A 19810-nucleotide genomic window follows, 5' to 3' on the forward strand; every position below is an offset into this window, starting at 1 on the left:
AAATGTCGCCGCCGCGCCCATTCCGGACAGATTTCCGTTGTCTGAACGCCGCAATTGAACGAAAGTTCCATTCGTCATTCCGCTCGCCATATTCACGGGGCGGCAATCAAGGCCGGTGCCGTTTCGCCCGGCGGCTTCCGGCGGCAAACGCCGGGACAACACAGGGAGGATGGTCATGCCGCACGCCGATTTTGACGTGGTCACGCTTTCGCCTTCCACCGTGCGTGTCATGCATCGAACCGCGTATCACATCTACGAATTCGCCGTCGTCGATGACGGCTGCGGGCGGCGCGTCGTCTCCGGCGGCCCGTCCATCGTGTTCGGCTGCGGCGATCCCGTGCCGGCCTGGGATCTCGTCGCGGCGGCCGAGCGCGTCGCGGCCGACACGGCCCGCCAGACCGGCGTCATCGACTGAGCCTCGCGCGGGCGCGACGATAACGGACAGACCATCCAGACAGCACCACCGGCACGACGGGTCGTGCCGTGGCGTCTTCCCTTAACCGCGCGGCATCACCCGCGCCGGGCGATCCCGATCCCCTCATGGCTCCGCCGAGGTTTTCGGCTGGTATCGTGCGTCTCATCATGTATATGGGCGGATACATGTATATGGATGGATATACGTAAAGGGAGCTCCCGCCATGTCCTCGCGCCTCTCGCGCCTCTCGTCCTTGCGCCTCATCGCCTCGCCCCTCCTGTCCTCGCGTCGCCTGGTCCTGAGCCATGCCGCGGTGGCGGTCGCGCTCGCCGCGCTGGTCGCCGCCCCGTTCGCGACCGCGCGGGCCGAGGAGGCGCCGACGGTGTTCGCCGCCGCGAGCCTGACCAATGCCTTCCAGGATATCGGCAAGCTCTACAAGGATGAGACCGGCAAGGACGTGACGTTCTCCTTCGCCGCCTCCTCGGCGCTCGCCAAGCAGCTGGAGGCGGGCGCGCCGGCCGCGATCTTCGTCTCCGCGGACACCAAGTGGATGGACTACACCGAGAACCGGGACCTGACGCTGAAGGCCACTCGCGTGACGCCGATCGGCAACAGCCTCGTGCTCATCATGCCGGCGGACAAGGCGAAGGACGTGACGATCGACAAGTCGTTCGACTGGCTCGCCTTCCTCGGTACCGACGGCAAGATCGCCACCGGCCTCACCGACAGCGTGCCGATTGGCGTCTACGCCAAGACCGCGCTGACCAATCTGGGTCAGTGGGACAAGGTGCGCGAGCGCGTGGTCGGGGCCGAGAGCGTGCGTGCCGCGCTGGCGCTGGTGGAGCGTGGCGAGGCGACCGCCGGTATCGTCTATTCCACCGACGCCGCCATCGCCAAGAACGTGAAGATCGTCGCCACCTTCCCGGCCGACAGCCACCCGCCGGTGGAATACCCGTTCGAATTGGTGAAGGGTCAGGATACGCCGGCGGCGAAGGCTCTGCTCGCCTTCCTCGTCGGCCCGCAGGCGAAAGCCGTCTATGCGAAGTACGGCTTCCTCGTGAAGTGAGCGATGCGCTTGGCCGACACGTGGCGGGGTCTCGGGAGGCCATAGGCCGGGTTCGGGATCGCGTGCAGAATGACGGCGATGGCTTCGACGGTTTTGGTTTCCAGGCGGGGATGACGACGTTTCGATGGATGTGCTGCTCACCCCGGACGAGTGGACCGCGGTCTATCTGAGTCTCAAGGTCGCCTTCTGGGCGACCTTCTGGAGCCTGCCCTTCGCCATCCTCACCGCCTGGCTGCTGGCGCGCACGCGCTTTCCCGGCAAGGGGCTGTTCGACGGGCTGATCTACCTGCCGCTGGTGCTGCCCAAGGTGGTGGTGGGCTACATATTGCTGCTCACCCTCGGCGCGCGGGGTTTCATCGGCCAGTATCTGGATGCGTGGTTCGGCATCAAGCTGATCTTCTCCACCGCCGGCGCCACGGTGGCAGCGGCCGTGGTCAGCTTTCCGCTGACGGTGAACGCCATCCGGCTGGCGCTGGAGGCGGTGGATCGCGGGCTGGAGACGGCGGCGCGCACGCTCGGCGCCTCGCGGCTGGACGTGTTCATCTCCATCACGCTGCCCTTGATGCTGCCCGGCGTGCTCTCCGGCGCGCTGCTCGCCATCGCCTCGGCACTGGGCGAATTCGGCGCGACCATCACCTTCGTCTCCAATGTCGAGGGCAAGACCCGCACCATCCCGCTCGCCATCTACAGCGCTACCCACATGCCGGACGGCGACGCCATGGCCTTGCGGCTGACCGTGGTCTCCATCGTGCTGGCCTTTGGCTCGCTGCTGCTGGCCAGCCTGGTGGACCGGCGCATCCGCGTGCTGATCGGGCGGACATGATCGAGATCGACATTCGCCTGCGCCGCCCGGGCTTCACGCTGGAGGCGGCCTTCACCGCGCCGGAGGCGGGCGTCACCGCGCTGTTCGGCCGCTCGGGCGCGGGCAAGACCACCATCATCCAGGCGGTGGCCGGGGTGGTACGCCCCGATGCCGGACGTATCGTGGTGAAGGGCGAGGTGTATTTCGATGCCGCCGCGCGGATCGACCTCTCCATCGAGCGGCGGCGGGTCGGCTATGTCTTCCAGGATTCGCGGCTGTTTCCTCATCTCTCGGTCGAGAGCAACCTGCGCTATGGCGAGCGCCGCAGCCGGCTCTCGCACAAGCCGATCGGCTTTGCCGCCGTGGTCGATCTGCTCGGCATCGGCCATCTGCTCGGCCGCCGGCCGCACACGCTCTCGGGCGGTGAGCGCCAGCGCGTGGCCATCGGCCGTGCCCTGCTCTCGCAGCCGCGCCTGCTGCTGATGGACGAGCCGCTGGCCGCGCTGGACGAGGCGCGCAAGGCGGAGATCCTGCCCTATCTGGAACGGCTGCGGGACGGCATGGGCCTGCCCATTCTCTATGTCAGCCACGCCGTCGACGAGGTGCTGCGCCTTGCCGACGTGGTGGTGGCGCTGCGCGACGGGCGCCCGCTCGCCATCGGCCCGGTGGCGGATGTGATGTCGCGCCCCGAGATCCTGCCGGTCATCGGGCGTTTCGATGTCGGCACATTACTGGAATGCGTGGTCAGCCGGCACGATGGGGACTACGCGCTGTCCACCCTGACCTTCGCCGGCGGCGAGTTGCGCGTGCCGCAGGTGGCGATGCCGATCGGCAGCGCCGTGCGGGCGCGGGTGCGCGCGCGCGACGTGGCCCTCGCGCTGGCGAGGCCCGAGGGGGTCTCGGTCTCGAACCTGCTGGCAGCGCGGATCGAGGCGGTGCGGCAACAGGAAGGGCCCTATGCGGACATCGAACTCGTGGTCGGGGAGACGCGGCTGGCGGCCACCGTGACCCGCGAGAGCGTGGATCGGCTCACACTCCGCCCCGGCCTTGCCGTGTGGGCCATGGTCAAATCGGTGGCGGTGGAGAGTCGGAGCCCGGATTTCGGGGGCCCCGGCTGATTATTTCGGCGCTTCCATGATCGGGGCCACGCCAGGTCCGATGGCGAACTCGTCGCTGAAGAAGCCGACCACGGCAAGGACCAGCAGCGCGATCACCAGCGCGATGATGACGCCGCGCACGCCATTGGCGCGGTGGCCGAAATAGCCGGTCGCGGTGAGCAGCACGAGAATGAGGATGATGATGATAAGGGTCTGCATGGCGCCTCCGATGCTACCCGAGAACCGTCGAGCGGGCGAAAAGGTTCCTTCCTACCCCTCGTTCGTCTCCACCTCTGCCTCGGCCTTCGCTTCCGTCGCGACCGGCAGCGGGGCGAGGCCCGCGCGCAACTCCTCCACCGCGGCGCGGCTGGCGGCGGCGCTGCTCTGCTCGATGCCGCGATAGAGCGCGATCAGCCGCTCGCCGAAGGCGGTGAGATCGGTGCCCGCGCCACGTCGGCCGGGATGGGTCTCGACGACCGGCTCGCGAAAGGTGCGGGCCATCGCGTCCACCAGCAGCCAGGCGCGGCGATAGCTCATGCCCATGTGGCGCGCGGCGGAGAGGATGGAGCGCTCGCGGCGGATCGTCTCCAGCAGATCGATCATGCCGGGGCCGATATGGCGCCCGTCGCCGAAATAGACGCGGATGAACAGGCCATCGCGCGCGCGCGCCGGTCGTGCCGGTATGTCGTCGGTATCTGTCGGATCCATCGTCCCGCCAAGCCTGCGGCCCCCGGGTGGGGCGCGCCTCCCGCCCTGATGTTAGGGCAAGAGGCGCGCGGCAGGAACGGGGAAGGCGCTAGGCTGTCCGGGCGCTAGGCCGGCGGCGATAGGCGAAGGCGAGGTCGAGCAGCACCATCACCAGCAGCGAGGCGCCGACCAGCGGGAAGATCAGCCCCACCACCGCCATGATGGCGATCAGCCCGCGCATCACCGAGCGATCGGCCGGCGCGGGGGGGATGCCGAGCGAGCCCTTCGGCCGGCGCTTCCACCACATGATGCCGGCGGAGACCGACATCAGGATCGTGGCGAGGCACAGCGCCAGCATGAACAGCTGGTTGGCGAGGCCGAATTCCTGGCCCATATGCACGTTGATGCCGAACTCCATCGCCTTGGCGATGGGGCCGTAATCGGCATAGCTCATGTCGATCAACGGCTTGCCGCTATACTGGTCGAGATGGACCACCCGCTGCTTCGACAAATCGTCGGGATAGACGGTCGCGGAATAGACGCCGGTGGGCTTGCCCGGCAGGCTCAGCGTGTAGCCGGGAGAGATGCCGAGCTTGTCCACGATGGCCGCCGCCGCATCGATGCCGATGGGCTGGGGCGTGGCGGCGCCGGCGGCCGGGGTCGATTCCGGCATCTTCGCCTGTTCCAGCGACCAGGCGGTCGGCCCGTTGGCATGGGCGAGATGCTCGTCCGACATCGGCACGTCGGTATAGACGCCGGCGGGATAGCCGTAATTCGAACTGTTGGCGAGTTCGTTGACCTTCTCGCCCCAGACCAGCGACCACGGCATGCCCGACAGCGCCATGAAGCCGATGGCGAGGCCGGCAAAGGCGCCGGTGACGGCGTGCAGGTCGCGCCAGAACACGCGCTGGCGCGGTGCGCCGCGCACGCTCACCACGCCGCCGGTCTGCGTGCGCGGCCACCAGAGATAGAAGCCGGTGCCGACCAGCAGGATGGCCCAGCCGCCGACGATCTCGATGATGCCGTTGGTGATGGTCCCGAATTCGGCGAGGCTATGCAGCCGGCGCACCAGCCACATGACGGTGCCGCGATCGGCAAGCTCGCCGAGCACGCGCGAATCATAGGGGTCGACATAGACCGAGCGGCGCGCGCCGTCCGCGGTCTTGATCACCACCTCGGCCGAGGAGCCCGGCGTCGCCGGGGTGATGATCTTCAGCGCCGTGCCGGGCCGGGCCTTGAGGGCGGCGTCGATCCAGGCGCTGGGGGCCTCGACCGGCTTCGCCTGCACCGCGACCTGCTTGAGGTCCCGGTGCCACAGCCCGTCCAGTTCGTCGCGGAAAAGGTAGAGCCCGCCCGTCACCGCGAGCAGGATCATGAAGGGCAGCACCAGCAGGCCGGCATAGAAGTGCCAGCGCCAGACGGCGCGGTAGACGTTGGCCGCGTGCTCGGCCGGAGCGGCGGCAGGCAAAGGGGTGGCGTTCATCGAAAGGACATCCGGAAAAGGAGGCATGGGCGCGCGCGACCGCGGCACCCGGCGGGGTGGCCGGGCGGCAGTGCTGGCACGATGAGGTCGGTTAGCTGTGGCTAGTTTGCCGGCATCGGCATGGTGTGATCGCCATGCGCAGGCTCACTCCCTTTCGGCCCGCCCATGCCCTCGATCTTGAACACCACATTCACGGTGCCGGCCTTGGCGAAGGTGAGGGTGCCCTTGAAACTCTCGCCTTCCTTCAGCGGCTGCTTGAGGTCCATCAGCATGAGATGGTAGCCGCCGGGCGCCAGCTTCACCTCGCCGCCGGGCGGAATGGTGATGCCATCGGGCAGCGGGCGCATCGTCATGACGCCGTCCTTGACCGCCATTTCGTGAATCTCGACATGGCCGGCGACCTCGGCGGTGACGGAAACCAGCGTGTCGGCTTCCTTGCCCTCGTTCTCGATGGAGAGGTAGCCGCCGCCGACCTTGGCCCCGGCCGGCGTCATCCGCGCCCAGGGGTGGCCGATTTCCAGTTCGCCGATCTTGAAGCCATGCGCGAAGGCCGGCTGGATGGCGAACAAAGCGAGGGCGGCGGCGAGGATGAGGAAGCCGATGCGGTCCTCGGCGTGGCGGAGCACACGCGTGAAGGCGAAGCGAATCATGGAGGGACTCCCGGAATACCGGCATGCCTGCTGCGGCAGCGGCCGGCGCATTTCGACTGACAGGCGGCAGGGCCGCGCGAAGGCGGCGTGTCAGGCGAGGGGAGGCGCGCGTGCGTTCTTCGGCGAACGCTGAAGTCCGGCGGCGACGGCGGCATCCGCCGGCAGACGCGCAGGTCCGGCCACAACCGGGAGCGGCGCCGCCACGCCGGCCGCGAGCGGCGGCAGGGTGGCCAGCGCCGAGATCTGGCAGCCGGTGGTGCAGCAATCGGGCGTGTGATGGGCGGGGGCGGAGGGCGAGGCGGGGGGCTGGTGCCCCGTGAGGCACAGGACCTGCCCGAAGGCGTCGACCGTGGCGAGGCTGCCGGCATGGGCACCGGTGGCCATGCCTCCGAGCAGCGCCTGCAACACGAGCAGATAGGCGACGGCGAGAGCCATCGTCATCCGGCGCAGCGTGTGGCGGTCAGTGGTCATCGTCGTGGCATCTTCCCCTGACCAGCCTTTAGCACGGGCCTCCGGGGCGGGGAACAGCGGCGCGGTGCCGCTGCCCCCAACGTGTCTCTCGGCGTCCTGCCGTCAGTTGGAGGCGCCGGGGCCGGCCACGGCGCCGGGCGGGCTCTTGCCCAGGATGATCATGCCCAGCACCTCGTCCTTCGTGACGTCGGCGGTGGAGGCGGTGCCCACCAGCTTGCCGTTCTTCATTACGCTCACGCGGTCCGCGAGGTCGAAGACGTCATGGATGTCGTGGCTGATCAGGAAGATGCCGATGCCCTCGGCCTTGAGATGCTTGATCAGCTCGGCCACCTGCGCGGTCTCCTGCGGCCCGAGCGCGGCGGTGGGCTCGTCCATGATAAGGATCTTGGCGTTGAAGTGGATGGCGCGGGCGATCGCCACCGACTGGCGCTGGCCGCCGGAGAGGCCGCGCACCGGCTCCTTGAACTTGCGGAAGTTCGGGTTGAGCCGGCCCATCACCTCGCGCGTCGCCGCCTCCATCGCCACGTCGTCGAGCGTGCCCCAGGGGGTCATCAGCTCGCGGCCGAGGAACAGGTTGGCGGCGGCGTCGACATTGTCGGCGAGCGCGAGGGTCTGGTAGATCGTCTCGATACCGTAACGCTTCGCGTCGCGCGGATTGCCGATATCGGCCTTGGCGCCATTGATGCGGATCTCGCCGGAATCGGGCCGGTAGGCGCCGGCGAGGATCTTGATGAGCGTCGACTTGCCGGCGCCGTTATGGCCGAGCAGGCCGACGACTTCGCCGGGATGGAGATCGACGGAGACGCCGTCGACGGCATGGACGCCGCCAAAGGCGATGCGGATGTCGCGCATCTCCACCAGCGGGGTGCCCGCGCGAGCGGAAGGGGTGGCGACGGGGGTCGAGGCGAGGTTGTTCATCTGCCGGCCCTCACTTGAAGCGCTTGCGGTAGACGGTGTCGATCCACACCGCGAAGACGAGCACGATGCCGACGACGATGTTCTGATAAGGCGTATCGACCCGCATCAGCACCATGCCGGATTGCAGGCTCTGCATCACCAGCGCGCCGATCATGGCACCCGCGATGGTGCCCGAGCCACCGGCCAGCGAGGTGCCGCCGATGACCGCCGCGGCGATCACATAGAGCTCGTCGAGCGTGCCTTGCGCGTTGGTCGCCGAGTTGAGGCGGGCGGTGGAAATGGCGGCGCCGATGGCGGCGAGCGCGCCCATCAGCGCGAACACGGTGAGTGTGACGCGCTTGGTGTTGATGCCGGCCAGTTCGGCCGCCTCCGGGTTGCCGCCAATGGCGAACACATAGCGGCCGAAGCGGGTGCGGGTGGTGATGAAGGTCATCACGATGCCGACCGCGACCGCGACCAGCACCGGCACGGCATAGCCGAAGCTGATGGAGATGCCCTCCGGCGGGATCGTCAGGCCGGCGGATTCGGCATAGCGGCGGGCGAGGTTGGCGGGCAGCGTGTAGGCGTTCACCACCAGCGTGGCGGCGACCACCGCAAGACAGCCGACCGAGATGGTGACGACCTCGGCCCAGAGCGGCTTCAGCGGGAAATGGAAGCGCTGGCGCTGGCGGCGCGCCTGAATCGCGGCGAACACGATGGCGAGGCAGGCAAAGGCGGCGACGACCCAGCTCCAGGTAGCGCCGATCGAACCATCGGCACCGCCGCCCAGCAGCTTGAAATTGTCGTCGGTGAGCGGAATCGTCTTGCCCTGCGCCACCGCCCAGGCCGCGCCACGCCACACGAGGAGGCCGCCCAGCGTGACGATGAAGGCCGGCACGCCGAGATAGGCGATGACGAAGCCGTGCAGCGCGCCGATGGCGGCGCCCGCGGCAATGCCGGCAACGAGGGTCAGCGCCATCACCGCCGGATTGTTGAAGCCGAAGGTCGGCATGAGGTAGCTGGCCTGGAAGACGGCCATGATCATGCCGGTGACGCCCAGGATCGACCCGACCGACAGGTCGATGTGGCGCATCACGATCACCAGCACCATGCCGGTGGACATCACCGCGATCGACGAACTCTGGACCGAGAGGTTCCAGAGATTGCGGGGCGTCAGGAAGGTGCCGTCCGCGAGGAAATCGAACACGATCCAGATGGCGGCGAGCGCCCCGATCATGCCGAGAAAGCGGATGTCGATCTCCAGCGCCCCGATGAATGTCGTCGGCGCCGTGGCCGGCGCGCCCTTTGGCGCCGAAGTCGGGGCCGGGGGGGCCGTCGTGGTGTCGCTCATGAGCGTCCTCCTTCTGCCCGCGCTTCGCCGCGCGGTGCGCTCACAGGGCGGACGGCGGGACGAAGCCCGCCGCCGCGCGTTGCGTCGTTCAGTTGCAGGCCTTCACGGTGCCGGGCTTCACGCCCTGGCAAACGGTCGCCTTCGGCACCCAGCCGGCCTCGATGATCACGTCGAGATTGTCCTTGGTGATCGGCAGCGGCTTCAGGAAGGTCGAGTTCATCGCCTGCTTCTTCGGGCCGCCGGTGAAGGTGGCGGTGCCGGGGATCGCCTTGGCGTCGGTGCCCTTGGCCAGCGCCAGGGCGATCTCGGCGGCCTTCTTGCCGAGTTCGCGCGAGTCCTTCCACACCGAAACGGTCTGCGTGCCGAGCGCCACGCGGTTGAGCGCGGCGAAGTCGGCGTCCTGGCCGGAGACCGGCACCGAGCCGGCAAGGCCCTGCGCCGCGAGCGCCGCGATGGCGCCGCCGGCCGTGCCGTCATTGGAGGCGACGACGGCGTCGACCTTGTTGTTGTTCGCGGTCAGCAGCTGCTCGGTGTTGCGCTGGGCGTTGGCCGGCAGCCAGCTGTCGGTATAGGCCTCGCCGACATTCTTGATGTCGCCCTTGTCCATCGCGGCCTTCAGCTGTTCCATCTGGCCGGAGAACAGGAAGTCGGCATTGGGGTCGGAGGCCGAGCCCTTGATGAAGAGGTAGTTGCCCTTCGGCTTCAGCTTCTGCACCTCGGCGGCCTGGAGGCGGCCGACTTCCTTGTTGTCGAAGGTGATGTAGTAGGCATAGGGGATCTCGATCAGCCGGTCATAGCCGACCACCGGAATGCCCTCGGCCTGCGCCTTGGCGATCGCCGGGGCGATGGCGTCGGAATCCTGCGCCAGGATGATGAGGGCATTGGCGCCCTGCGCGATCAGCGCCTCGACATCGGAAAGCTGCTTGGAGGCGGACGACTGCGCGTCGGCCGAGATGTACTTGGCGCCGGCCGCGGCGAGCGCCTTCTTGATGGCGGCCTCGTCGGTCTTCCAGCGCTCTTCCTGGAAGTTCGACCAGCTCACGCCGACCACGGTGTCGGCCGCACGGGCCACGCCGATGGTGGCGACCGTCGCCAGCGCGGCGAGGGTAAGGGTCAGTTTCGACGTCATGCTTTTCCTCCCAAGGGATGCCACGGGTTGTTGCGCCCGGCCTGCGCCAGATGAGGCGCTGCCGTGATCCGTTTTCTGATGTCCGAACCTCAGAATGAAGCCGGAACATCGACGTGTTGGTCGATCCTCACAGATCGACAGGCCTTTTGAAAACCCCGAAAAATCGGTAAGCGGGCGAGAGTTAACAGATATGCCGCGCCTTGACCCTTCGCTTTTGGTTGTAAACAGGCGCTTCATGTCTTGAGTTGCGTACCTCAGATTTTGAGGGCATCCTTGCCGTATGTCCAGAGGTGTTTCGCGCATCACATTGCAGGATGTCGCCCGCGAGGCCGGTGTCTCGCTGGCCACGGCCGACCGTGTGCTCAATGGCCGGGCCGGCGTGCGCGGTGCCACGGCCGATCGGGTGAGGGATGCGGTGGCCCGGCTCGGCTACCGTCCGAACCTTGCCGCCGCCCGCCTAGCGCGGGGCGAGACCTATCGCTTCTGCTTCGTGCTGCCGGCCGGCGCCAATGTCTTCATGCGCATGCTGGCCGAGCAGGTGGCGAACACCGCGAACTGGCTGGCCACCAACAACGCCTATATCGACACGCTGCGCGTCGACGTGTTCGCGCCCGAGACGCTGGCCTCGGCGCTGGAGGGGCTGATCGGGCGCTATGACGGCGTCGCCGTGGTGGCGCTCGACCATCCCCGCGTCCGCGCGGCGATCGACGACCTCACCGCCTCCGGCATCGCCGTGGTGACGCTGGTGTCGGACGTGCCGTCCTCGCACCGGCTGCACTATGTCGGCATCGACAATATCGCCGCCGGCCGGACCGCCGGCACGCTGATCGGCCGTTTCACCGCCGGCCGGCGCGGGGCGGTTGGCCTCATCGTCGGCACGCCGGCGCTGCGCGACCATGCCGAGCGGCAGTTCGGCTTCACCCAGGTGCTGGCCGGCGAATATCCGGCGCTCAAGGTGCTGGCGGCGCAGGAGAGTCTCGACGAGGACGAGCGCACCGAGGCGATCGCGTCCCGCCTGCTGCGCGAGGCGCCCGACCTTGTCGCCCTCTACAATGTCGGCGCCGGCAATCGCGGCATCGCGGCGGCGATCTCGGCGGCCAATCGCGCGTCGGATCTCATCTTCATCGGCCATGACCTCACCGAGGATACCAGCCGCTTCCTGCTGCGCGGGGTGATGGACGCGGTGATCAACCAGGATGCCGGCCACCAGTCGCGGTCGGCGGCCCGCGTGCTGCTGTCCCATTGCGCCGGCGAGCCGCTGCTCAGCGAGCAGGAGCGTATCCGCATCGACATCTTCCTGCGGGACAATCTGCCGTGACCCGCCCTAACCCGTACATAAAGCAAGGAATCTGAGGCATGTTTCTCGGCCTCGACATTGGTACATCCGCCGTCAAGGCGGTGCTGGTCGATGGCGACCAGAAGGTCGTCGCCACCACGGAGACGGCGCTCGCCATCTCCCGCCCCCAGCCGGGCTTCAGCGAGCAGAATCCCGAGGACTGGTGGCAGGCCACGCTCACCAGCATCGATGCGCTGAAGCAGGAGGCGCCGGCCGCGCTTTCGGCCGTGCAGGGCATCGGCCTGTCCGGCCAGATGCACGGCGCGGTGCTGCTCGATGCCGCCGGCGCGGTGCTGCGGCCGGCCATCCTGTGGAATGACGGGCGTGCCTTCGCCGAGTGCCGCGAGCTGGAGGAGCGCTTCCCCGCGCTGCACGCCACCGCCGGCAATCTCGCCTTTCCCGGTTTCACCGCGCCCAAGCTCCTGTGGGTGCGCCATCATGAGCCGGATATCTTCGCGCGTACCGCCAAGGTGCTGCTGCCCAAGGCCTATGTCGGCTATCGCCTGACCGGCGAGATGGTCGAGGAAATGTCGGATGCCTCGGGCACCCTCTGGCTCGATGTCGGCGCGCGTGACTGGTCGGACGAGGCGCTGGCGGCGACGTATCTGACGCGCACCCACATGCCGCGGCTGGTCGAGGGCAGCGCGGCGGCCGGGCGCATCACGCCGGAATTGGCCGCGCGCTGGGGCATGGCGACGCCGCCGGTGCTGGCGGGCGGGGCGGGCGACAATGCCGCCGGCGCCATCGGCCTCGGCGCCATCCAGGCGGGCGACGCCTTCGTCTCGCTGGGCACCTCGGGCGTGCTGTGGGCCACCACGGACCGCTACGCGCCCAACCCGGAATCCAGCGTGCACGCCTTCTGCCATGCCATTCCCGCCACCTGGCACCAGATGGGGGTGATCCTGTCCGCCGCCTCGGCGCTGGGCTGGTGGTCGGAGGTCTCCAAGGTGTCGCCCGGCGACCTGCTGGCGCCGCTGGGCGATGCGCCCTCCGCGCCCTCGCGCGTGACCTTCCTGCCCTATCTCTCGGGCGAGCGGACCCCGCACAATGACACCTCCATTCGCGGCGCCTTCATCGGCCTCGATCACGACACCTCGCGCGAGACGCTGACGCAGGCCGTGCTGGAGGGTGTCGCCTTCGCCTTCAAGGACTGCCTCGACGCGCTCGGTGCCGCCGGCACCCGCCTGACGCAGGCCGACGTGATCGGGGGCGGCTCGCGCTCGCGCTTCTGGATCGCGGTGCTGGCCAATGTGCTCGGCCTGCCGCTCAACCGCATCGAGGACGGCGAGCGGGGCGGGGCGTTCGGCGCCGCGCGGCTCGCCCGCATGGCGGCGACCGGCGAGACGCCGGACGCGATCTGCCTGCCGCCGCGCCGCATCGAGACCATCCATCCCGACCCCGTTCTTCAACAAGCCTATGCGGAACGGCACGCGCTCTACCGGGCGCTCTACCCCGCATTGAAGGGAGTGACGTCATGACTGCCCCCACTCGTTTCTTTCCCGTCAGCGAGCCGCTGAAATATGCAGGCCCCGAGAGCCGCGATCCGTTCAGCTTCCGCTGGTACGACAAGGACCGCGTGGTGCTCGGCAAGCGGATGGAGGAGCATCTGCGCTTCGCCGTCGCTTATTGGCACAGCTTCACCTGGCCGGGCGGCGACCCGTTCGGTGGCGAAACCTTCCTGCGCCCGTGGATGCACGGCAGTGACGAGATGGCGCTGGCCCGCGCCAAGGCGGATGTGGCGTTCGACCTGTTCCACCTGCTCGACGTGCCGTTCTTCGCCTTCCATGACCGCGACATCGCCCCGGAAGGCAAGAGCCTGAAGGAGAGCAACGCGAATGTGCGCGCCATCGCCGACATCTTCGCGCGCAAGATGGAGACCTCGAAGACCCGGCTGCTGTGGGGCACGGCGAACCTGTTCTCCAACCGCCGCTTCATGTCCGGTGCCGCGACCAATCCCGATCCGGACGTGTTCGCCTATGGCGCCGCGCAGGTGAAGAACGTGCTGGAGATCACCCACGAGCTGGGCGGCGAGAACTATGTTCTGTGGGGCGGCCGCGAGGGCTACGAGACGCTGCTCAACACCGACCTGAGGCGCGAACTCGACCAGATGGGCCGCTTCCTCAACCTGGTGGTGGAGCACAAGCACAAGATCGGCTTCAAGGGCACCATCCTGATCGAGCCCAAGCCGCAGGAGCCGACCAAGCACCAGTATGATTTCGACGTGAGCACGGTCTATGGCCTGCTGTGCCGCGCCGGCCTCGAGAAGGAAGTGAAGCTCAACATCGAGGCGAACCACGCCACGCTGGCGGGCCACAGCTTCGAGCACGAGATCGCCATGGCGGCGGCGCTGGGCATTTTCGGCTCGATCGACATGAACAAGGGCGACGCGCAGTCCGGCTGGGATACCGACCAGTTCCCGACCAATGTCGAGGACACCGCGCTCGCCTTCTACGAGATCCTGCGAGCCGGCGGCTACACCACCGGCGGCACCAATTTCGACGCCAAGGTCCGCCGCCAGTCGATCGACCCCGAGGACCTCATCCTCGCCCATGCCGCGGCGATGGATGTGTGCGCGCGTGCCCTGATCGTGGCCGCCGACATGCTGGAGGACGGCGCGCTGCAGCGCGCGGTCGACGAGCGCTATGCCGGCTGGGACGCCCCGCAGAACAAGGCGATGCTGGCGAAGGACTCCTCGCTCGATGCCATCGCGGCGCGTGTCGAGGCCGAAAATCTCGATCCGCAGCCGCGTTCGGGCCGTCAGGAGCGGCTTGAAGCGCTCGCGGTCAGCTATTTGCGCTGAATGGCGCAAATGGGCCTCCCGCACCGGCACCCCGCATGCCGGGGCGGGAGGCACTTTTTCACATTCGACTTCTGCGATTGACTTACGGGCATTTCCCCCGTTCGATCGGGCTCCGGGAGCGACTGTCTGAATCGCGCCTGACCGCTGGCGCCCGCGCCTCCCGTCGGATTCACGTCCGGCTGCGCGGTGGCAGACCGGCGTACCGGCGCGAGGCCTTGAGAGGGAACGAGAATGCGTCTGAGCGTCTTCGGGATCGCACTGGCCGTCATGGCCGGACTTTCCCTTTCCGCGGCGAATGCCCAGATGCGGCCCTCGGCGGCCGTGGGCGGCTCGGGAATCGTCGATGTGCCGGAGAAGCCGGGCTATGTCCCGTCGCCGGAGGAAGAGCAGCTGGATCCGGCGTTCCGCCGCCAGCCGGTTTATTTCCGCACCACCGAGCCGCCGGGCACCATCATCATCCACACCGATGAGCGCTTCCTCTATCTCGTGATGGGCGACAACCGCGCGCTGCGCTACGGCATCGGCGTCGGGCGCGACGGGTTCCAGTGGTCGGGCCTGCAGAAGGTGAGCCGCAAGGCCGAGTGGCCCGACTGGACGCCGCCGCCGGAAATGATCGAGCGCCAGCCCTATCTGCCCCGTTTCATGGCGGGCGGCCCGGGCAACCCGATGGGCGCGGCCGCGCTGTATCTCGGCCAGACCGTCTATCGCATCCACGGCACCAACATGCCCAATACGATCGGCATGGCGGTATCGTCGGGCTGTTTCCGGTTGGTCAATTCGGACGTGGCGGACCTGTTCAGCCGCGTGCCGGTGGGCACCAAGGTCATCATCCGCCAGGCGCCGGCGCTCTGACGCCCGGCACGGCGCTGCGATCGCCGCTGTGCCGCCGGTTCGGCCGGCAGGTTGATGACGATCGCGAAACGAGGGAATGGGACACGGGTCCGCGCTGGGGCAGGGGTCTGCACATCAGGGGCGCGCTGCTTTTGGCGGGACACGTGATCCGGGCTCGACTGGGGGAAACATGAAGAAGTTCGCTTTCGCGCTGGCGGCTGCCGGCGCCCTGCTGTCCGCCTCGCTCGCGCAGGCCGATACGCTGTCCGAGGTGAAGGCCCGCGGCACGCTCAAATGCGGCGTCAATCAGGGGCTGGACGGCTTCTCGGCGAAGGACGACAAGGGCCAGTGGACCGGCTTCGACGTCGATCTGTGCCGGGCCGTGGCGGCCGCGGTGCTCGGTGACGCCGGCAAGGTGGAGTATGTGCCGCTCTCGGCCGAGGCGCGCTTCCCGGCGCTGCAGAAGGGCGAGATCGACCTGCTCTCGCGCAACTCGACCTGGACGCTGTCGCGCGAGGCCGATCTCAAGCTGATCTTCGCCGGCGTCTCCTATTATGACGGCCAGGGCTTTCTCGTGCCGATCGCCCGCAACATCAACGGCGCGCTGGAACTGGGCAGCGCGAAGGTCTGCGTGCAGGCCGGCACCACCAGCGTGCTGAACGCACGCGACTATGCCCGGCAGAACAACCTGCAGCTGGAGATGATCGAGCTGCCGAGCGTCGACGAGGTCGTCAAATCCTATGCCGACGGCAAGTGCGACGTGATCACCACCGATGTGTCGCAGCTCTATGCGCTGCGCCTCAAGCTGCCCAAGCCGGCCGATCACATCGTGCTGCCCGACGTCATCTCCAAGGAGCCGCTCGGCCCGGTGGTGCGGCAGGGCGATGATCGCTGGCTCAACGTGGTGAAGTGGAGCCTCTACGCGCTGCTGAACGCCGAGGAACTCGGCATCAGCACGGCGACGCTCGACCAGGCGCTGGCGTCGGAGAAGCCCGACGTGAAGCGTTTCGTCGGCACGGAAGGCAATTACGGCGAGCAGCTCGGCCTCGGCAAGGACTGGGCGGTGCTCATCGTGAAGAGTGTCGGCAATTACGGCGAAGTGTTCGAGCGCAATATCGGCGCGACCTCCAAGCTCGGCATTCCGCGCGGCATCAACCAGCTGTGGAGCGTCGGCGGCATACAATACGCACCGCCGATCCGCTGAGCGGCCCGCACGGCTGACGGCAAAAGGCCGGCACTCCCGAGGGCGGGAGTGCCGGCTTTTCTGTTTCTCATCGGCGGAACGTGCTCGTCGCCGCTATGGACCGCGGATGAAATCCGGCCGGTTGGCTCGCCGGAAATGTTCGCCGCCACCACGGCGGTGGCCGGCACATCGGCCGGCACAGAAGGGCCTGCCGGCTGATCGCGCGCGTGGGCGGTAGAGGGTAGGCCGGCCAATTACTTGGCGGCAGGCTTTGCCATGGCGAATCCGGCGCGCCGCCCCGGCCCAGCCGCCCGGCTCGCCCCGTCAATCATTTACGGGCGGGCTTTGCCACGTCACATCAGGAGGGCGCGACACGCCGGCGTGCGCGGAGCGCTGCCCTCGCGAAAACCGGAATCACCTCAAGCTCTTGCGGGCAATGGCTGCGAGAGTGAATCCGGCGGGGCGCCGCCCTCACACGCCGCGCGGCCCGTAGCTGCCGCTACCGAGGCCCCCCGTTCTGGCGGCTCCGTTCTTGCCCTCGGCGATGCAGCGCTGATCGAACGCGGCCTGCGCCGCCGCGATGACGCGGGTATTGGCCTGCGCCCACTGTCCCAGCGCCATGACCGGTTCGCGCAGCGAATGGCCGAGCGCCGTGAGTTCATAGTCCACGCGCGGGGGAATGGTGGGAAACACCGTGCGCGAGACCAGCCCGTCGCGCTCCAGCCCGCGCAGGGAAAGGGTGAGCATGCGCTGCGAGATTCCCTCGATCATCCGCTTCATCTCGTTGAAGCGCCGGGGGCCGTCGGCCAGCAGCATGACGATCAGCACGCTCCACTTGTCGCCCACCCGCGCCAGAAGGCGGGACACCTCGCGGCAACCCTCGCTCTGGAAACCGTGATGTTCCTCAGTCACTTCCGTGTGCCTCGGTATGAAACATGTGCGTTCTTGCGGCATATGGGGATGGGCACATAACTAGTCCAGGTGACAAATCGTAACCATCTGTTCGAGGCCCTTCCATGACCCAGCGCACGCTTCTCCACATCGATTCCTCGATCCTCGGCCCGCATTCGGTGAGCCGGCAGGTCACGGCGGCCATCGTGGCGCGCCTGACCGCGCTCGATCCCTCGCTCGGCGTGGTCTATCGCGACCTCGCCGCCGATCCGCTGCCGCACGCAACCCCTGCCAGCATGCCGGCGGACCATCCGCTGTCGGGCGGCAAGGGCGACGAGGCGAGCCAGCAGGCGCTGGACGCGTTTCTCGCCGCGGACATCGTCGTCATCGGCGCGCCGATGTACAATTTCTCCATCCCCACCCAGCTGCGCGCCTGGATCGACCGCATTCTCGTGCCCGGCAAGACCTTCGCCTATGGCGAGGATGGCACGGTGAAGGGGCTCGTGGGAGCCAAGCGGGTGATCGTGGCGCTGTCGCGCGGCGGGGTGTTCGAGGATCCGGCCTTCGTGCAGGCGGCCGAGCATGCCGAGACCTATCTGACGTGGATCTTCGGCTTTATCGGCATCGCGCCGGAATTCATCCGCGCCGACGGCATCGCGCGAGGCCAGCGCGACGCCGCGCTGAACGGCGCGCTGGTCCGTGCGGGCGAATTGCGCGCGGCCTGATCGGTACCGGGCTATTCGGCCGCCCGGCTCTGACCGGGGACAATGAGCGATTCCTGCACCATCGCCGCCGTGTGGCGCAGGTGCTCCTTGAGACGGCGGCCAAGGCGCGCGACGGCGCGCGCCTTGGCCGCCATAATCGTCTCGTGCTCATCCACCGCCTCGCGCCCGTAGACAGGCCAGCATCTGGTCATGAAGGGACTGTACCCCGGCGCCGCGATTGAGCGAGTGGATGACCCGCCTTCATGGCCAGCACCTTCAGCGGCTCGCGCAGCGGCGTGCGGGAGATGCCGAACCGGGCGCAGCGCTCGTTCGGAGATCGTGTCGCCGGCCTTGAGGTCGCCGCGCGTGGGCGCGTCGCGCAGTTGCGCCGCCCACTCGTCCGGCAAGCCGCGAGGGGGAAGGATGGCCATACCCGACAACGCCATGCGGTGACTCCTGCGGACGGGTCGCCCCCCTGCCGGGCGCCTGCGACAGAATTCGCCCCTAGACGGCCCCGTCGCGCAATATTGGCAAGGTGCCGGAAACCTCTCCGGAAACCTCTCCGGAATCATGCCGGAGTCATTGTCCGAGCCCGTTCCGGGTCGCCGCGTCACGCCGCACAGGCGGACGCGACGCCATTGCCACGCCGGCCTTGATCCTGTTGTTCGAGACGCTTATCGGAGAGATCATCGACTTGATCCGCGGCACGGGCTTAGCCTCGAACGGCCCGGCCGCCAGCGAGAGTGAACGCCCATGACGCTCAGCCTGAAAGCCGCGCAGACCATTCTCACCACCGCGCTCGACCACAGCCGCAAGGGCAGCTTCAAGCCGATGGCGGTGGTGGTGCTGGATGCGCGCGGGGCGGTGAAAGCTGCCGCCGCCGAGGACGGCACCAGCCTCAAGCGTTTTGAGGTCGCCCATGGCAAGGCCTATGGCGGGCTCTCGCTCGGCATGGGCTCCCGCTCCATCTACAAGCGGGCGAAGGAACAGGCGTTCTTCGTGGCGGCGGTCAGCCATGTGGTGGATGGCGCGCTGGTGCCGGTGCCCGGCGGCGTGCTGATCCGCGACAATGCCGGCGAGGTCATCGGCGCGGTCGGCATTTCCGGCGATACCTCGGACAATGACGAGGCGGCGGCCATGGCCGGCATCGAGGCCGCGGGCTTCAAGGCCGATCCCGGCACCGACTGACCGGTTCTCCTCCCCCGGTCTTCTTCCCCAACGAAATCGTGAGGGCGCCCGGCGGGAACGTCGGGCGCCCTTCGGCGTTTCCCCTGGGTTCAGACCGTCCATCCGGACGGCAACCTGCGACCTGCGCACCTCCCGGAAGGATGGATCATCCGGCATTTCACCTGTCGGACGATCGATGCCGTCCAGGAGGGGCTGCCTGCCCGACCCACGCGCTTGCCGCCGGCTCCCACCGCCGGTGGGGTCGGTTTGGACTGTATCTTGGAGGATGTACCGATGACGAAGAGCCCGATGAAGAAGACGGTCATGGTGATGACGGCGGCGGCCGCCTTGATGGCCACAAGCGCGTTTCCCGCGCTGTCGGCCCCCGTGAGCGCGAGTGCAATCGCGGTTCCCGCGTCGATGGTCGAGAGCGTTCAGTATCGCCCCGGCTATCAGTCCCGCCCGGCCTATCGGCAGGGGTATCGCCAGGGCCAGAGGCAGGGTTACCGGCAGGGCTTCTACAACAATAGGGGCAACTATTATTATAACGGCCATCGCGGCTACAATTATGCCCGGCCCGGCTATCGCCAGTATAATGGCTGGTGGTTCCCCGCCGGAGCCTTCGCCGCGGGCGCGCTGATCGGCGGTGCCATCGCCGCCCAGCCGCGTCAGGTCGCGCCCGCCGGCAATGCCCATTACCAGTGGTGCGCGAGCCAGTATCGCTCCTATCGCGCCTCGGATAACAGCTTCCAGCCCAATAACGGGCCGCGCCGGCAGTGCGTCTCGCCCTATGGCTGACGCTTCCTGAGCGGGGCGCGGAACGGGCCCGGTTCGCCGGGCCCTGCCTGCT

At 68.1% G+C, this 19810-nt stretch carries 22 protein-coding genes; 12 read left to right on the forward strand and 10 right to left on the reverse strand.

The window, feature by feature from the left end:
- Window positions 1-175: 175 nt before the first annotated feature.
- The 4 genes from FHS55_RS11780 (at window position 176) to modC (ending at window position 3401) form a co-directional block, all read left to right on the forward strand.
- Entirely contained in the window at window positions 176-415 is a 240-nt protein-coding gene (locus FHS55_RS11780; protein ID WP_183189952.1) for a hypothetical protein, read from the forward strand.
- A gap of 223 nt (window positions 416-638) precedes the next feature.
- Window positions 639-1481 carry a molybdate ABC transporter substrate-binding protein gene (gene modA / locus FHS55_RS11785; RefSeq protein WP_183189953.1) on the forward strand — a complete coding sequence of 281 codons (843 nt, stop codon included), beginning with the start codon at window positions 639-641 and terminating at the stop codon, window positions 1479-1481.
- A gap of 124 nt (window positions 1482-1605) precedes the next feature.
- Window positions 1606-2304 carry a molybdate ABC transporter permease subunit gene (modB, locus tag FHS55_RS11790; protein WP_183189954.1) on the forward strand — a complete coding sequence of 233 codons (699 nt, stop codon included), beginning with the start codon at window positions 1606-1608 and terminating at the stop codon, window positions 2302-2304.
- Window positions 2301-3401 carry a molybdenum ABC transporter ATP-binding protein gene (modC, locus tag FHS55_RS11795; protein WP_183189955.1) on the forward strand — a complete coding sequence of 367 codons (1101 nt, stop codon included), beginning with the start codon at window positions 2301-2303 and terminating at the stop codon, window positions 3399-3401. The genes modB and modC overlap by 4 nt, the downstream gene beginning before the upstream one ends.
- Here modC and FHS55_RS11800 read toward each other — a convergent pair whose 3' ends face one another.
- From FHS55_RS11800 to xylF, 8 genes are all read right to left on the reverse strand, one after another.
- The gene (locus FHS55_RS11800; protein WP_183189956.1) at window positions 3402-3599 is read right to left on the reverse strand and encodes a hypothetical protein; all 198 of its coding nucleotides are present in this window, start codon (window positions 3597-3599) and stop codon (window positions 3402-3404) included.
- Between the two features lie 51 nt (window positions 3600-3650).
- The gene (locus FHS55_RS11805) at window positions 3651-4088 is read right to left on the reverse strand and encodes a winged helix-turn-helix domain-containing protein (protein WP_183189957.1); all 438 of its coding nucleotides are present in this window, start codon (window positions 4086-4088) and stop codon (window positions 3651-3653) included.
- Between the two features lie 88 nt (window positions 4089-4176).
- A complete protein-coding gene (locus tag FHS55_RS11810; RefSeq protein ID WP_183189958.1) occupies window positions 4177-5550 on the reverse strand; it encodes a PepSY-associated TM helix domain-containing protein in 1374 nt (457 codons plus the stop codon).
- A gap of 101 nt (window positions 5551-5651) precedes the next feature.
- Window positions 5652-6200 (reverse strand): copper chaperone PCu(A)C, encoded by a 549-nt coding sequence (locus tag FHS55_RS11815; protein ID WP_183189959.1) that lies wholly within the window; start codon window positions 6198-6200, stop codon window positions 5652-5654.
- 90 nt (window positions 6201-6290) lie between these two features.
- Window positions 6291-6671 carry a hypothetical protein gene (locus FHS55_RS11820; protein ID WP_183189960.1) on the reverse strand — a complete coding sequence of 127 codons (381 nt, stop codon included), beginning with the start codon at window positions 6669-6671 and terminating at the stop codon, window positions 6291-6293.
- 102 nt (window positions 6672-6773) lie between these two features.
- Window positions 6774-7589 carry an ATP-binding cassette domain-containing protein gene (locus FHS55_RS11825; protein WP_183189961.1) on the reverse strand — a complete coding sequence of 272 codons (816 nt, stop codon included), beginning with the start codon at window positions 7587-7589 and terminating at the stop codon, window positions 6774-6776.
- A 10-nt stretch (window positions 7590-7599) separates the two neighbouring features.
- Window positions 7600-8919: a sugar ABC transporter permease gene (locus FHS55_RS11830; protein WP_183189962.1), complete on the reverse strand. Its 1320-nt coding sequence runs from the start codon at window positions 8917-8919 to the stop codon at window positions 7600-7602.
- An 88-nt stretch (window positions 8920-9007) separates the two neighbouring features.
- On the reverse strand, window positions 9008-10048 hold the full coding sequence (gene xylF / locus FHS55_RS11835; protein WP_183189963.1) for a D-xylose ABC transporter substrate-binding protein: 1041 nt from the start codon (window positions 10046-10048) through the stop codon (window positions 9008-9010).
- A 280-nt stretch (window positions 10049-10328) separates the two neighbouring features.
- Between xylF and FHS55_RS11840 the strand changes: the two genes are divergently transcribed.
- The 5 genes from FHS55_RS11840 to FHS55_RS11860 all read left to right on the forward strand — a co-directional run bounded on the left by FHS55_RS11840 (window position 10329) and on the right by FHS55_RS11860 (window position 16219).
- Complete coding sequence (locus FHS55_RS11840; RefSeq protein ID WP_183189964.1) at window positions 10329-11366, forward strand: LacI family DNA-binding transcriptional regulator; 1038 nt, start codon at window positions 10329-10331, stop codon at window positions 11364-11366.
- A 38-nt stretch (window positions 11367-11404) separates the two neighbouring features.
- A complete protein-coding gene (gene xylB, locus FHS55_RS11845) occupies window positions 11405-12862 on the forward strand; it encodes a xylulokinase (RefSeq protein ID WP_183189965.1) in 1458 nt (485 codons plus the stop codon).
- Window positions 12859-14184, forward strand: coding sequence for a xylose isomerase (gene xylA / locus FHS55_RS11850; RefSeq protein WP_183189966.1), 1326 nt, complete (start codon window positions 12859-12861; stop codon window positions 14182-14184). Before xylB ends, xylA begins: the two co-directional genes overlap by 4 nt.
- Before the next feature lie 231 nt (window positions 14185-14415).
- The gene (locus FHS55_RS11855; protein WP_183189967.1) at window positions 14416-15036 is read left to right on the forward strand and encodes a L,D-transpeptidase; all 621 of its coding nucleotides are present in this window, start codon (window positions 14416-14418) and stop codon (window positions 15034-15036) included.
- Between the two features lie 169 nt (window positions 15037-15205).
- Window positions 15206-16219 carry an amino acid ABC transporter substrate-binding protein gene (locus FHS55_RS11860; RefSeq protein WP_183189968.1) on the forward strand — a complete coding sequence of 338 codons (1014 nt, stop codon included), beginning with the start codon at window positions 15206-15208 and terminating at the stop codon, window positions 16217-16219.
- A 450-nt stretch (window positions 16220-16669) separates the two neighbouring features.
- On the opposite strand, the gene FHS55_RS11865 is transcribed toward FHS55_RS11860, so the two are convergent.
- Window positions 16670-17152: a winged helix-turn-helix transcriptional regulator gene (locus FHS55_RS11865; RefSeq protein ID WP_183189969.1), complete on the reverse strand. Its 483-nt coding sequence runs from the start codon at window positions 17150-17152 to the stop codon at window positions 16670-16672.
- Window positions 17153-17214: 62 nt separating this feature from the next.
- On the opposite strand from FHS55_RS11865, the gene FHS55_RS11870 reads away from it, so the two are divergent.
- Complete coding sequence (locus FHS55_RS11870; protein WP_183189970.1) at window positions 17215-17814, forward strand: FMN-dependent NADH-azoreductase; 600 nt, start codon at window positions 17215-17217, stop codon at window positions 17812-17814.
- 11 nt (window positions 17815-17825) lie between these two features.
- On the opposite strand, the gene FHS55_RS11875 is transcribed toward FHS55_RS11870, so the two are convergent.
- Window positions 17826-18239 (reverse strand): hypothetical protein, encoded by a 414-nt coding sequence (locus FHS55_RS11875; RefSeq protein ID WP_246340080.1) that lies wholly within the window; start codon window positions 18237-18239, stop codon window positions 17826-17828.
- Window positions 18240-18546: 307 nt separating this feature from the next.
- On the opposite strand from FHS55_RS11875, the gene FHS55_RS11880 reads away from it, so the two are divergent.
- Window positions 18547-18981 carry a GlcG/HbpS family heme-binding protein gene (locus tag FHS55_RS11880; protein WP_183189971.1) on the forward strand — a complete coding sequence of 145 codons (435 nt, stop codon included), beginning with the start codon at window positions 18547-18549 and terminating at the stop codon, window positions 18979-18981.
- A 273-nt stretch (window positions 18982-19254) separates the two neighbouring features.
- Window positions 19255-19758: a BA14K family protein gene (locus FHS55_RS11885; protein ID WP_246340081.1), complete on the forward strand. Its 504-nt coding sequence runs from the start codon at window positions 19255-19257 to the stop codon at window positions 19756-19758.
- The last annotated feature ends 52 nt before the right edge of the window (window positions 19759-19810 follow it).

The sequence above is a fragment of the Ancylobacter tetraedralis genome (assembly GCF_014195655.1).
In the GTDB taxonomy this organism is placed as follows: Bacteria; Pseudomonadota; Alphaproteobacteria; order Rhizobiales; family Xanthobacteraceae; genus Ancylobacter; species Ancylobacter tetraedralis.